This is a genomic window from Fertoeibacter niger (genome assembly GCF_009380135.2).
GTDB classification, from domain to species: domain Bacteria; phylum Pseudomonadota; class Alphaproteobacteria; order Rhodobacterales; family Rhodobacteraceae; genus Fertoeibacter; species Fertoeibacter niger.
Genome location: NZ_WHUT02000003.1, coordinates 1 through 13,214 on the forward strand (window position 1 = coordinate 1; position 13,214 = coordinate 13,214).

The following is a 13,214-nucleotide window of genomic DNA, read 5'->3' on the forward strand; positions in this document are numbered from 1 at the left end:
TCCTCAAGACGGTCCGGAAACAGCGTCACCTGATCCCGGTCTACCCCTTCAATGAAACCTGACATAAATGCACTCCTGTATCGCAGGAAGCATACCATATCTGGAGGTTTTCACACAGCCTCGGCCGGTCGCAGCAAGCCGCATCGGCGCGGTTCGACGGCAAGCAGGCCCGGCGGGCATCGGTGTTCAAGGCTGGGGGCATAGCGTTACAGGGTGCCGCTACCTTCCTGGACAACATGCCGTCACAGCAGAAATCGCGCCGTGCATTGCAGTCGCACACAACCCTGCTGTCCAGTGGATCTACGCTCTACGACAGGTATGGCTGATGCCTGCACTTGGCGGCTAAGGCGGTCGATAGTCCAGCAATGCTCGGCGGAACGCAAAAGGCCCGCCGTGGGGCGGGCCGTGGTGGGTGATGGATGGCGAAAGAACCGGAGCCGATCGGGGCAGGCGATCTCGATCAACTTCACCAGGCGGCGCGGGCGCGGGGGACTCGGTTTGCGCTGCGTCTCAGCTGGGCCGCAGTCGTGCTGAACTTGGCTTTCATGGTGCTGGCGCTAGAGGCCAACGGCTACCTTTTCTGACCATCGGCCCATTCCCACTCAAACGACAGGTCACCGATTTTCATGACATTTTTCGCCATGAAGGGGATGTAAACGGTGTCACCCGGAGAAGCCCCACTCGCCGATCTGGATGAACCGCTTGGCCCAACCCGATAGTTGAGATCAGTGCGGCGCAAATCGGGCAAAGGGTTTTTGAGGTGGTTTCTACCGGTCGCGGCGTCGTATCCGGGGTGGTCACCATATGCGTCTAGATTGCTCAGCACTCTGCCAGCCTTGGGCTTTGCGGCTATGGTTAGAACTTTCGCGCCGATGGGTTCAAGGTTTCTGACAATGAGATAGTAAGATATCCATTCAGGCGCTTCTTCATTGACCCCGCTGCGCTCCAACTCAAAGACCAATGCCTTTCGGCGCATCCTTTCGGTGTCGTTCTTTGCCATGCGCCGGGCATACAGCACAGAACCAACTGCCAAGACCGTGTTCATTGCGGTGCCCGCCAACGCTATCCGCGCTTCGGTAAGCCACTGCGGCCATTCCACTATTGCATAACCTCGACGTCACCGCCGTGCTCGACGCGACGGTATTCGCCCGTGATCCTCACTTCATAGCCCGCAGCGTTGGCTCGCGCCTTTCTGCCGCAAATGTACTGGGCACATCACCGGCGCTCCGTTCCTGTGCGATCTGCCGCAAGAGGTCATTGTTTTGGATCATGAGAGCGACTACCCCGCCCAAGGTGATGCTGATCAGGGGGCCGCCAAACACGATGGCATAGGCCAACCAAGTCTCAACTCGCCCACTCCAAACCATGGCAGCGCCGATTGTGAAAAGCGATAGAATGGCGCTCCAAGTCACAAAGGCGAAAATTGATTTGAACATACTTACAAGTGCATCGTTCATCTACCCATCCGCCATTATCTGCGCTTCACCGTTCCACGGCACCATTTCACAAGGGCAACACCGAGCCAACGATTCCTTGCCGCTCTCTTTGTGCACTGGCATGACGGCGACCACGTGCTGGCGATCGTCATCAGCCACAACCTGCACAGGCGGCATCTGATGGAAAGTCAGCGACTGAGCGTTGCGGCGTGGGTGGCGAACATGCCGAGTGCACTGCGCGGATCGGCACGCCAGTAGCAGGTCCGATCCGCGCCGGGGGCGATGCCTCCCGGCCTTCTTCGCGGTTGAATGTTTGCACATATTCAACCTGAAGCGTCTTGCCATCCCCTGACCATTCCGCTAAGTCTGCGACGCCCAACCATCGCTGGCCCAGGCTCAAACCTTGGTGTTCAATTTGTCGATTTGGGTATGCACGGGCTCAGACCCCACCCCGCACAACCTGCATATGTAACCCTTGTTTTGGGGAGAAAATGCCATGGGCGATTTATTCGCTTGGTGGGTGGGGCTGTCCGTTTCGGAAAAAACCGCACTTCTACAGCTTTTCGTCAGTATAGTGTTGATCTGGCGATAACAGGTAGCACGGCAGAGGTTCTGCCGTGCTACTCCGCCAGACCTTTGTCAGAGCGTTGGGAAGTAAGCATCACTTGTTGCCCCTCCGAAGTGCCATGCAAGGCCCGTTGCCGTTCTCGGGCAGGAACACAACGCCAGCGGATTCTAAAGCCGTGCGGATCGCGGCGATGGGGCGCGCGAAAGAGCTGGGCCAGTCACCGGCACAGATGGAATCGGCGCTGCTGTCGGTGAACTTCGGTGGTGGAGATAATCTGGCGTGAGATAGAGCAGGATGCGCCTATGTTCAACGGGCACGAAGCATTCGCGCCCGTTGAAATGGCCGTCATCGCTCAGTTACGCTCACCAACATCGGAGAGGTCAAATTTATGATCTTCAGTTTGCCATCAACATCCCGGACGGAAACAAGCATCCCTTCTTGGGCATCTACAACGTGATAGTAGGTCGTCTCAGAATAACACTTATCATCATAGTTGTACTCCATGTAGGAGAACGCATGACGAGCACCAATCCTTAACATTTTTCAGAACCCTTTCTCAATCTAATACCGGCACCGCCGCCGTTCTCAGGTAGGAATTCTACCCCGGCGGTTTCAAGAGCGCGTCAGACGGCGTCCACATTATTTGCCATAGCGCTTATGCACTGGCCGAGGAAGTAGTCCGCAAGGCCCGCAATCTGTCGGAGACGCTTGAAAGAGTGACGCCATGAACGCTGAGTGGCGCGAGGCCTTTGATACGACCGACGCCAAACTTGCGCGCGTGAAAGGGCTAGTGACGGCGCTAGCATCTCTGGCGTTCGATCATGATGCTCTTTCGTCGAGCGACCCGGCGAGTGCTGCGATCACAGCGGCAATCGACGCCCTGCAAATGGGAGTCGGGGAGGTAGTGAGCCTGCGGCACACTGAGTGAGACGAGGGGCAGGGGTGAGGCGGCGCGGGAATAGGTCCCGGCAGTGAAGGCGATGCAAGCAATGCAGGGGCCGGTGGCGAAGCTTCCGGCCGTTTTCATTGCCCAGAACATATGAAGGAATCTGTTACCCCCAGTGTTACCCTAGGCAGAAAAATCAGAAAACCCGCCAAAGCGGGTTCTGCGTAGCCATCTGACCTTATTAGATTTTTTGGCTCCGGCGGTAGGGATCGAACCTACGACCAATTGATTAACAGTCACAACATCTAGGCATTGCAGGCCGTGCCGAGGCGTTGCGAGAAGTGCCGTGCAGCATCACTAAAACCCTTTATTTTCATTGTTCTATACATTGCAGCGCGTTATCATGCGTTGCAAGCGATAGCGATGCGTGATGTGTAATTTTGTCTGCTATATGTCTGACAGAAGACGCCAGTGAAAGGACGGGCCATGGCAAGGGTGATGCTGACGGATCGGTCGGTGGCGGCGTTGCAGCCGAAGGAGAAGCGGTATGACGTTTCGGACAGCAAGCGCGTAGGGCTGCGGGTCCGTGTTGCCCCTACCGGGATCAAGACATGGGTTTTTGAGAAGCGGGTGCGGGGCGAAAGCAAGCTGCGGAGCCACACGCTCGGGCGGTTCCCCGTCATCAGCTTGGCCGAGGCGCGAGAGAAAGCCCTGACCCTTGAGAAGGAAGCCGTTGAGGGGGTGGACCGCAAGGCCGAGGTCAAGAACATGCAGACGGTCAGGACGATCCTTGACCGCTATGACGAAATGCACCTCGCCCAGCTTCGCACGGGCAAGCAGCGCCGCAAGCAGATCGAAGTCGCCTTTGGCAACCGTTTGGACGATCCGATGAACAAGGTCGAACGGCGGCACCTGCAAGAGTTCATCGACAAGGTGGCGGGGAAGGGGACCAAGGTTTTGGCGAACCGCTACAAGGCGGCAATCAGCGCGTTCACCTCGTTCGCATGGAAGCGCGGTTACATTGACCAGAACATCGGTGCGGGCCTCGCCAAAGCCCCCGGCAAGGAAAAGCCCCGCGACCGCCTGCTGACCCTGACTGAGGTTCGCGCGATCTATGACGCGGCTGGCCTGCTATCCCCCCTGTGGACGCCGATCATTCGTCTCCTGATCCTGACAGCGCAGCGCCGGGGGGACATCGTCGGGTTGCGTCATTCGGAGATCGACTTCGACAAGCGCCGCATCGACCTGCCGGGGTCGCGCACCAAGAACGGCAAGGCGCATATCGTCCACCTGTCCGAACCCGCCCTTGAAATCGCATCAGCCGTCACCCCGACGAATGACCTCATGTTCACGACAACAGGGAAAACCCCCGTGTCGGGCTTCTCCAAGGTCAAGGTTGAAATTGACAAGCTGCTGCCCGAGGACATGGCCCCTTGGACGTTCCACGACTTCCGCACCGCGTTCGCAACCATCATGGCTGAGGGCGGGGCAGACGAAGGGATCGTTGACCGTATCCTGAACCATTCGGCCAGCGCATCAGCCGCAAGCGCAGTCGCCCGTGTTTACAACCTGTCCGCGCAACTGGACAAACGGGCCATCGTCCTTGATCGGTGGGCCGAACTGGTGACGAAACGCAGCGCCAAGGTAGTGAGCATCGCATCGTGAGCCGCCCGAACCCGCCACCTGTTGAAGTCATGGAACAGCGCGCACGGGATTACCTTGCGACGGTTGCAGGGCGAGTCTTTTCAACTCGTTCCCCCGAAGTCGATGCCGCGTTGACAGAGATTGGGTTTCCATACGCAATAGGGCCGGACATTGCCTTGCAACAATTTTTCGACCAATCACCCGACGAGCAGGAATTGATCCTGACCAGACTTGTTAAGGGCGCGCAAACGGTTCCGCAGTTCCATGACGCGGCAACCTTCCTTTACAATGAGGTCGCGTTGAGCGGCAGGCTGAACACACCCTTCATGTCCCGTCTTTTTCGTGATCTGGTGAATACTGTTCGACCAGACGAAAAGAAGGGACCAAACGACGCTGAACGTAATGCGCTCATCCTCAGCCTTATGAATATCCTCACCTCCGAGTTTGGTATCGCGGCGGTGTTCAACAAAGCCAAGTTTGAAAATAACCGCCGTAACGCAAAGCCAAATAACGATGCCGCAAGCATCGTCGTGCGGGTTTTGAACAAGCAATTTCCTGCCTTGAGCCTGTCATGGGATGGGGTGCGGGTTGTTTGGGAAAGCCATCGCAAGCTGGCAAAGGAAATGGCTGAGGACGAATATCTAGCCCGCGCGCCCCTTGCATCATCGTCCGAGGCGGAGGGCTGAAAAAGCCCCCTCTGTGGAAATGATGATAACCGCGTTTTGTCCCTCAAATTGATTTTGGCACTCGAGGGACGCGCAACAGGGCGGGGCGCTGCATGATGATTCCATGAGACGCACAAAGGTGTGACATGGAACAGATTGACCCCAACAGACTTCTACGGGCGAAACAAGTGGCCGATTTGACCGGGCTTTCTGTTTCGACCTTTTACTCGCACATCAGGCAAGGGAAGTTCCCGAAGCCGCTTCAAACAGGGCCGAACACTGTGGCATGGCGCTACGGCGATATTGTCGGCTGGATCAACTCCCTTCAAGAGGTGGCGCGATGACCAGCGTTGCAGTCAACATTCATCATGCCCTGACCAAGAAGGGCGACAACCACACCAGCGACAGCGTTGCGCGCTTGATCGCTGAGGCGCAAGCAGAACTTGCGCGAGTGGCCGAAACCGTCGCAGAGGACGAGCGGTTGCTGGCCGACATCCTGACCCCTGAGGATCAGGAAGCGGCAATCGAGCAACGGTTGAACGCATCCCGTTTGCTCCATGCGCGGCTGTCAGGGGCCATGCCACGTCTGGAAGCCCTGCGGGATCAGATCACGCTGCGCGAACGGGATGCCGCGCAAAAGGCATGGTATCAGCGGTTGGTGAAGCGTCGTGACGTGATCGGCAAGCAACTGGCCGAATGGCTGGACACCCTCCCTGCCGTTGCAAACGCGCTGCATGAGGCGGTGCAACTGGCCCAGGAGGCGCAGCACTTCAACGTCAAACCGCCGCCCAGCGTCCTTGTGAATCCCAAGGATCGCATGGTTAGCAACTACGATTTCCTCCCGCCCATCGTCGCGGATTTCGTGCTGAACAATACCAAACTCGTCAGCGCGGACGGCACCATCTTGTTCGCCCCTGTGGACGCACGGGCGGGCAGCAATGCGAACCCTGCGCCGCGGCCTCGCATTGTTGAACCGAACCTGACGGCTGAGGAGGAGGAATCCCTGCAATACGCCATCGAGATGCGCGAAGGGGCCAAGCGTCGCCTTCAAGCGTTCCAGCAGACGGCAGCGGTGCAAGGGGTCAGCGTTGAACAGGTCGCATCATGGCAGTGCATGAATGAGGGCGGGCTGAAAGACCTGCAAGACACGGCTGCGGGCTACAAGGTGCTGGAAGCCAAGACCGCGCTCGTGTCAGCCGACCGCGCGATGGCCGATCAGTCGAAAAAGGCGACTTCCTGATAACCTATCAGGAGGTCGATCCCAATAATCCCCTCCGACAGAACGGCTTAGGTGCTGGCGTGTGATTGTCGCAGACACATGCCAGACATTCCGCCCGTTTCGCCGGGATTTTGAGGCAGAACGATGGTGAATCTTCCGACCCTTTTTGACGCTTCGACCGTCGCCCCTGTCACCCCGGACTACATGTCCACAGATGGCCTTTCATCGGAGGCCGATCACCTCGCCGCGACCCGTTACAGGTCCGTCCCGGCTGACATGAGGGCCGCGCCGTGCTGGATGGTCGCACGGGACAAGAAGCCCCACCGCGTCACGCGCGGCACAGGGGGCGGCGTCATCGTATCGGCTTATCCGGTCGATCATCACGACGCTGCGAACCATTGCACGTTCGCAGACGCCATGGAGGCCATTGCCGCCGATCCCTCGCTTGGGCTAGGCTTTGTCCTGGGTGTCGGCAACGACTTCGCCTGTGTCGATCTGGACGACCTTGACAAGGTGGCCCCCGAACATCGGGACGGGGCGGCTGAACAGCAACGCCTGATCCGAGAACGGCTTACGCCTCTTACTTACAGCGAAGTCTCACGCTCGGGTAAGGGCTGGCACTTCATCGGGCGATGCCCCACGCCCCCGACCGACAAAGCCTGCGTGAAGCACCCGGAATACCACATTGATCTCCTTATCCGATCCTTCCTTGTCGTGACGGGCGATCATCAGCCCGAGGCCCCGAACGCGACCACGGAGATTGCAGACATTTCATCGCAGGTGCAGTCGCTTCATCGCAAGTTCAATGAGGGTGACGGGCCTGCAACGGGCGTTGCGACCCTTCCCGCAGATGGCGTCATCACCCCCGGCCGCGTCACAGACGCGAAACAGCTTAAGCTGATCCTGTCGGCAGGGAAGAACGGGGAAGCTTTTCGTGACGGGCGCAGGGCGAACGATTGGTCAACCACATTCAAGGCGATCCTGAACGCAACGGCGCAGTTCTGCACCGACGAGCAGCTTGCTTATCAGGTCATCGCAACGAGCGGGCTTGTTCAACTGGCCGAGGACAAAGGGTCAGTGTCGCGCATTGAAAAGTTGGACCGCCTTTGGGCGAAGGAATGGCGCGACTCCCTGATTAAGACCGAGCCAAGCCGTAGGGCTGAGGCTGCGGCCCATGTGGATATTGGCCCCCTGACATTGGCCGATCTTTGGGATTGCCGTCAGAGCGGTTACGTCAAGTTCAGGGTTCAACAGCGCGCAGAAGACCTTATCACGGAGGGGCTGTATCGCGGGACTGATGCTGAAACCCTTGCCCCCCTGTTCCGCTATCTGACGCCCGAACGTCAAAACAGCCTTACCAATATGCTGCGGGCGGCTAAAAAGGACGATATGGCGAAGCTGTGCCTTGATGCCTGCATTATGGCTCAAAGCGCCACGACCACAGAGGTTATTGAGCTAAACGACTTCATGGGCGAAATGATCGCCGAGGAAAAGCGGATTAGCGTTAAGGTCCGTTTTAAGGAATACAACGAGAAGTTTTATATTGTCGAAAACTATGGCGGCTCCGCGATGGTGTTTCGGGATGCGTTTCATCCTGAAAGCGGCGCACAAGAGTTCTGGCGACCGCGCGCCTTCCAAGAGGCGAAAGTTCACGAGTTGGTTCTGCTGTCTTTCAACATTTCGGAAGATAAACCGCATGTTGAGCGATTTGCTCGCATGTGGACGGAAAGCCCAAAGGCCCGCCGATACGCAAAGCAGGAAATGCGGTTTGAGACGACTGAAAGGGTGGTAGATATAAATGGGGAAAAGGTATTCAACCTATTTCAAGGCTGGGCAACGATGCCCGCTGCCGGGACATGGCCTGCAATTCATTATCTAATCCGCGACATTATTTGCTCGAGTTCTGTCGATGCGACGGAATACCTTCTTAATTATCTGGCGCATATGGTTCAGAAACCCCATGTGCTGCCGGGAACGGCTGTAATACTGCAAAGCGAGGAACAAGGGACGGGCAAGAGCACATTTATGACCTTGCTGCGTAAACTGCTCGGGTCGCGCTACTGCGCATCCACCTCTGACGCAGATCACTTCGTCGGACCGCACAATGACCGCGCCCTAAATAAGGTGCTGTTGCACTTTGAAGAAGCCGTTGCCCCGAATGACCGCAAGATTGAAAGCAAGATCAAGGCGCTGATTACCAATGAAACGGCCAGCTATAACCCCAAGGGCATTGCGGTAATCGAGGCCCGAAACTTCGCGCGGGTGTTCATGACCTCCAACGCACAACAGGTGGCGCACTTGGCCCGACATGATCGCCGAATGTTTGTGCTAAACGTCTCGGCCAAACACGCGAACAATGCTGCGTTCTGGTCCGCAGCGCATGACGCATTTCCACAGGAGATGGAGGCTTTCATGCACGCTCTGCGGACGCGCGACATATCGGCCTTCCGCCCGAGTGTCATCCCGTTCACTCAAGCCAAGGACAAACAGAAGATGGCTTCTGTAGTTGGCCCTGAGCGTGTGCTGTTTGATTTTCTTGAAGCTGGCCGTCTGCCTGCATGTTCGCACTTCGACGGGAGGACGTGGGAAGTACGGGTGACAGCATTGACCGAGCATTTCATCAAGAACAGCAGCAAGGTGGGGCATAGCTATCCGCAGCCCGCGCGTGTGTTCGCCCCTGTGGCGCTGTCCCCTGTGCGCGTCAGGCGCATCAACGTCAGTGGTCAGGCATCCAAGTCGTGGCGCGTCCTTACGCTGCCCAAGCTGACTGATGCTCGTATGGCCTTCCTCTTCCATCAGAATGTGTCGGCATACGACTGGGGCGACGGCATGGAGGACTGGGCGCTCGATTGACCGGACACCTCCACAAGGAGGGGGGCATAGGTGGGGGGTGGGGGGTGTCCATGCCGGGGCGACTCCATATACACTTGAGCGGAAAAATCAGGTCGATACCGGGCGGTACACGACGCCGACCATCGAACCTACCGCTGACGTAGGAAATGGACCGTTCCACCAAACTTAGTCACGTGGGGCTTAAGCCGGTCGTGGCAATGGGTAACTACGTGGTCGCCCCGTTCGATACCGAAGAAGCGCAGCCCTCGCCGGACAGCCACAGCGGCAGTCGTGCCTGAACCAAGGAAACTGTCCAACACTAGATCACCGGGATTGGCGGCTATGCCAAAAATCCTATCAATCAATTCCTCGGGCTTCGGAGTGTCAAACACGGGTAATCCGGGAAACAAACTGATAGTATGCTTCTTTGCAGAATCTGTCGTACCAACTTCATCTGCGCGCCATAAAGTCTGTGGAGTCAACCCCCCATCGATTTCAGAGAGAAAGCGTTTCAATCGTGGAACGGCAGTACCATTCTTGCCAAAATAGATGCGATTGTCTGAAATTAATTCTCGAACCCGATCTAGCGTATACATCCAGCACCTTCCTTGGGGTGGTGCGTGTCTCTTTCCTGATGGCCCTACTATCTCGTAAAACTGGCTCGCTGTTGCGTGCCCAGCCTGAACATTTAGGGAGATTGATTGCCAAAGCCCCCGAGGATCGCCGTCTGGATTCTTGAAGCGTTTTAGGACCTCGCTATCATAGGGAAGACGATTGCGCGACTTCTTGAAGGCTTCCGCGTCTTTTGCATAAACAAGTATATACTCGTGATTATTAGAAAAAGCCCGACGATTCTCACGCGTCTTCCTGTGCTCCCAAATAACTGTCGCCACAAAGTTACCACGCCCAAAAACCGCATCAAGTGCAACTTTCAAATAATGCACCTGACGGTCATCTATTGAAATCCATATGCTGCCAGTTTCTGAGAGTAACGGCTTAAGTCTCTCAGCATGTCCAGTGAGTCGATCAATCCAATCGCGATGCGTGTCGCGGTCTTCATAGTGCGTGTATGACTCAAGGTTGTTATAAGGAGGATCAATGTAGACGCATTTAACAGAACCATTCAAAAGCGGGCTAACGCAGTCAAGCACTTCGTCATTGTCACCGTGAACGAGAAACGACACAGGCCCCTTGTCACCAAGCCGCAGTTCAGGCACATCCTCAACCCCTTTGCCCTTGGTGCCCTGCTTGGCACGGTTGAGGATCACTTCGTCTAGCACTTGCGGCTCCTTTGACTAATTGTAGGGCTTGGGCTTCGAGCGCACACCATATACGGTTACACTTACACGATCAGCGAGAATCGGACAAGATGAAAGCAAATCTGCATGGAGCCGTGGTCGCGAGCGAACCGTATGGCATCGACACGGCGGTTAGTCCATGGCGTCCGATCCACTACCTCGGTAGCAAACTGCGCGCGCTCACAAGCATTGAAGACGCGCTATCTAGTGTAACTTCGGTAGGCAGCACGGTTTATGATATATTTTCCGGATCAGGAACGGTCTCTTCATTCTTAGCGCAAAGCCGTCCCGTTGTATCTGTGGATATTCAAGAATACTCTCGCGTTCTTAATAATTCACTGCTTTCACCAGTGGCAGTGAGTTTTGACGAAGTAGGCCAACTTCTTTCGACAAGAATAGATGAATCGTTAAAGTCAGGTGTCATCAGTGCAGTGATGCCGTTAATAGAAGTTGAGCAAGAGGCTATCAAACTCGCATCGCAAGGTAAGACGGAACTTCTAGCAGATTTGCTTGAGGCAGGCTCTCTCCAAATCAGCGTGACAAAATCAGCAAACGCAATAGTGGATAAAGCTCATAGGGAGGCGGAACGACGCATTTCTTCCCTATCAGATGCCGGAAAATATTCTGCCATGATGCTTCGACACTTCGGAGGGCTTTACTTCTCATTCCGACAGGCCGCAGAACTGGACGTTATCTTGTCGCTTTCACATAGTTATCGGCAAGACACAAAGGATACTCTTATTGCTGCGGCGCTGACGTGTGCAAGCGATTTGGTAAACACTGTGGGAAAGCAGTTCGCTCAACCAATTCGCCCTCGCAACAAGGAGGGCATGGTTAAAGGCAACTTGTATGGATTGGTTGCGAGAGATCGGATGCGTGTTGCTTCCACGTCTTTTCTCAGTGCGATATCAAAGTACTCTAATTTGCGACGTCCACCTTTTGATTGCCGGGCTGTTAGGTTGGACTATTTAGATTTCATTCGTGAGACTAATCTAAAAGGTGGAGTAGTATATGCTGATCCTCCTTACACAAGAGATCACTACAGTAGGTTTTATCACGTTCTTGAAACAATGGCGCTTCGTGACGATCCTAGAATTTCAACAAACAAAGTGAACGGTCAAGTGTTGCCTAGTCGGGGAGCCTATCGAGAGGAGCGGCATCAATCTCCATTTTGCATTCGGAGCCAAGCTCCTTTGGCATTCGACCAAATGTTTGAAGGCGTAGCCGTCCAAGGGGTCCCAATTGTGGTGTCGTACTCGCCATATGCCGCCGATAAAGATGCTCATCCGAGAGTGATGACTATTGATGCAATTCTCGAAATTAGTAGAAATTACTACGCTGAGGTGGACGTGGTTTCAGTGGGAAGTTTTGTTCACTCCAAGCTTAACCGCACCGACTTAAACAAAGAGGGTGCGGCTGAGGCTGAGTTCCTGATAATTTGCAAGGGTGCTCGTTAAACGTTAATCGGCGGTGCGATAACTGCAAGATCAGCAGCGTTTGCTATAACTCGACGCAGGAAACGGCCTACATAGCGTGTCGTTAGAAATTGATCTAGTGCTGCGTATTCTGCGTCTCCGGGCATATAAACGTGATACCTAAATTCCTTGAGTTTGGTGCGCCTAAAGACCGCAATCGGCATGTTCTGAGCCGGATACGCCATTCCATTGACGGCAGTGAGTTCAATTCTGAAATTCACGCTTTTAACGTGAACAACCTGCGTGTTTACCGGTGGCGAAGCTACGCCCGCCGCTGTAACCGGAATGAGTGAAACATGTTCGTTTGCAAGGGGATCGACGCCAAAGTAGGTTTTCATAACTTCCTTAGGGAAGTTGGCTTGCTTCCAGCGGTTGCCCTTACCGATTTCGGCGACTAGCACATCGTTTGCAACCGCTGCCGCCACTGGCGGTTGTGGTGCAGGCGCTACTGCTTGTTGTTGTCCGGCAGGCGGCGCCGGCGGCGCTGGCGGTGCATTTGGTGCTGCAACCGCCGGGGCGGGCTGGATAATTGAGGGCGCAACGACAAGTGGCTTGAGCGATGGACGTTTGGACGGTCCGTTCGCCGGTGCAGCGGTTCCCTGACGCGGCGGTTGGGCTATACCTAGAAGCCCGTCGGCAACGAGTTGAGAGGTGTCCGCTTTGGCAGCGACAATGTTGGCCCGACTATCGAGTGGTGCGCGGAACCAGTCGTCAACTGAAGAGGCGATGGAGTTCAGAACGCCCGGATCGTCGCCATTCCTCGAGTCTAGAAGCATTCCGGCTTCAATGTTCAGCCCCGTGATGCCCGCTGGTGTTAGGTTTGCGGAGCCGATGTACGCAAGCTGACTTCCGTCCGTCCTCGTCAGATGGTAAACCTTGGGATGAAAAAGGCCATTTGAGAAACCCACAACTGCGATTTTCGTGTTCTGTCGGGGGTGTTGTATAAGGTCGATTAAAGCGTCTACGTCTGATTGAAGGGTGTCTCGGGCGTTCGCCCCAATCACAACAGAGATATCTCGCTGATTTGCGTTAAGGGCATCTATTATTGCTTTAAACGCACTTAAGCCATTCAGTGAAAAGTATCCACTCGTTACCCTGAGGTGGTTGATTTCCGCAGCGTTCTCTGCTTGAACCCAGTGCCCCACGGCATCTTGGGGGTTTTGCGTCGCACTATTTAAGTATCTCAAGGTA

At 55.6% G+C, this 13,214-nt stretch carries 13 protein-coding genes; 9 read left to right on the top strand and 4 right to left on the bottom strand.

Features of this window, described 5'->3' with window-relative positions:
- The first annotated feature begins 419 nt into the window (after positions 1 to 419).
- Positions 420 to 584: a hypothetical protein gene (locus GEU84_RS05595; protein ID WP_174539347.1), complete on the top strand. Its 165-nt coding sequence runs from the start codon at positions 420 to 422 to the stop codon at positions 582 to 584.
- On the opposite strand, the gene GEU84_RS05600 is transcribed toward GEU84_RS05595, so the two are convergent.
- Positions 572 to 1,045 (bottom strand): hypothetical protein, encoded by a 474-nt coding sequence (locus GEU84_RS05600; protein ID WP_152825083.1) that lies wholly within the window; start codon positions 1,043 to 1,045, stop codon positions 572 to 574. The genes GEU84_RS05595 and GEU84_RS05600 overlap by 13 nt on opposite strands.
- A 112-nt stretch (positions 1,046 to 1,157) precedes the next feature.
- Positions 1,158 to 1,457 carry a hypothetical protein gene (locus tag GEU84_RS05605; RefSeq protein ID WP_152825081.1) on the bottom strand — a complete coding sequence of 100 codons (300 nt, stop codon included), beginning with the start codon at positions 1,455 to 1,457 and terminating at the stop codon, positions 1,158 to 1,160.
- A gap of 665 nt (positions 1,458 to 2,122) precedes the next feature.
- On the opposite strand from GEU84_RS05605, the gene GEU84_RS05610 reads away from it, so the two are divergent.
- The 7 genes from GEU84_RS05610 (at position 2,123) to GEU84_RS05640 (ending at position 9,271) form a co-directional block, all read left to right on the top strand.
- A complete protein-coding gene (locus tag GEU84_RS05610) occupies positions 2,123 to 2,287 on the top strand; it encodes a hypothetical protein (protein WP_174539348.1) in 165 nt (54 codons plus the stop codon).
- Positions 2,288 to 2,728: 441 nt separating this feature from the next.
- Positions 2,729 to 2,932 carry a hypothetical protein gene (locus tag GEU84_RS05615; protein ID WP_152825079.1) on the top strand — a complete coding sequence of 68 codons (204 nt, stop codon included), beginning with the start codon at positions 2,729 to 2,731 and terminating at the stop codon, positions 2,930 to 2,932.
- A gap of 444 nt (positions 2,933 to 3,376) precedes the next feature.
- Positions 3,377 to 4,555 carry a tyrosine-type recombinase/integrase gene (locus tag GEU84_RS05620; protein ID WP_152825077.1) on the top strand — a complete coding sequence of 393 codons (1,179 nt, stop codon included), beginning with the start codon at positions 3,377 to 3,379 and terminating at the stop codon, positions 4,553 to 4,555.
- The gene (locus GEU84_RS05625; protein WP_152825075.1) at positions 4,552 to 5,220 is read left to right on the top strand and encodes a hypothetical protein; all 669 of its coding nucleotides are present in this window, start codon (positions 4,552 to 4,554) and stop codon (positions 5,218 to 5,220) included. The genes GEU84_RS05620 and GEU84_RS05625 overlap by 4 nt, the downstream gene beginning before the upstream one ends.
- Before the next feature lie 125 nt (positions 5,221 to 5,345).
- Positions 5,346 to 5,543: a helix-turn-helix transcriptional regulator gene (locus GEU84_RS05630; protein ID WP_152825073.1), complete on the top strand. Its 198-nt coding sequence runs from the start codon at positions 5,346 to 5,348 to the stop codon at positions 5,541 to 5,543.
- The gene (locus GEU84_RS05635; protein ID WP_152825071.1) at positions 5,540 to 6,439 is read left to right on the top strand and encodes a hypothetical protein; all 900 of its coding nucleotides are present in this window, start codon (positions 5,540 to 5,542) and stop codon (positions 6,437 to 6,439) included. Before GEU84_RS05630 ends, GEU84_RS05635 begins: the two co-directional genes overlap by 4 nt.
- Before the next feature lie 123 nt (positions 6,440 to 6,562).
- Positions 6,563 to 9,271 carry a DUF5906 domain-containing protein gene (locus tag GEU84_RS05640; RefSeq protein WP_152825069.1) on the top strand — a complete coding sequence of 903 codons (2,709 nt, stop codon included), beginning with the start codon at positions 6,563 to 6,565 and terminating at the stop codon, positions 9,269 to 9,271.
- 128 nt (positions 9,272 to 9,399) lie between these two features.
- Here GEU84_RS05640 and GEU84_RS05645 read toward each other — a convergent pair whose 3' ends face one another.
- On the bottom strand, positions 9,400 to 10,530 hold the full coding sequence (locus GEU84_RS05645; protein WP_152825066.1) for a DNA methyltransferase: 1,131 nt from the start codon (positions 10,528 to 10,530) through the stop codon (positions 9,400 to 9,402).
- Between the two features lie 89 nt (positions 10,531 to 10,619).
- On the opposite strand from GEU84_RS05645, the gene GEU84_RS05650 reads away from it, so the two are divergent.
- The gene (locus GEU84_RS05650; protein WP_152825064.1) at positions 10,620 to 12,005 is read left to right on the top strand and encodes a DNA adenine methylase; all 1,386 of its coding nucleotides are present in this window, start codon (positions 10,620 to 10,622) and stop codon (positions 12,003 to 12,005) included.
- On the opposite strand, the gene GEU84_RS05655 is transcribed toward GEU84_RS05650, so the two are convergent.
- Positions 12,002 to 13,210, bottom strand: coding sequence for a phospholipase D family protein (locus GEU84_RS05655; RefSeq protein WP_152825062.1), 1,209 nt, complete (start codon positions 13,208 to 13,210; stop codon positions 12,002 to 12,004). The two genes, GEU84_RS05650 and GEU84_RS05655, sit on opposite strands and share 4 nt — an antisense overlap.
- Between the last annotated feature and the right edge of the window lie 4 nt (positions 13,211 to 13,214).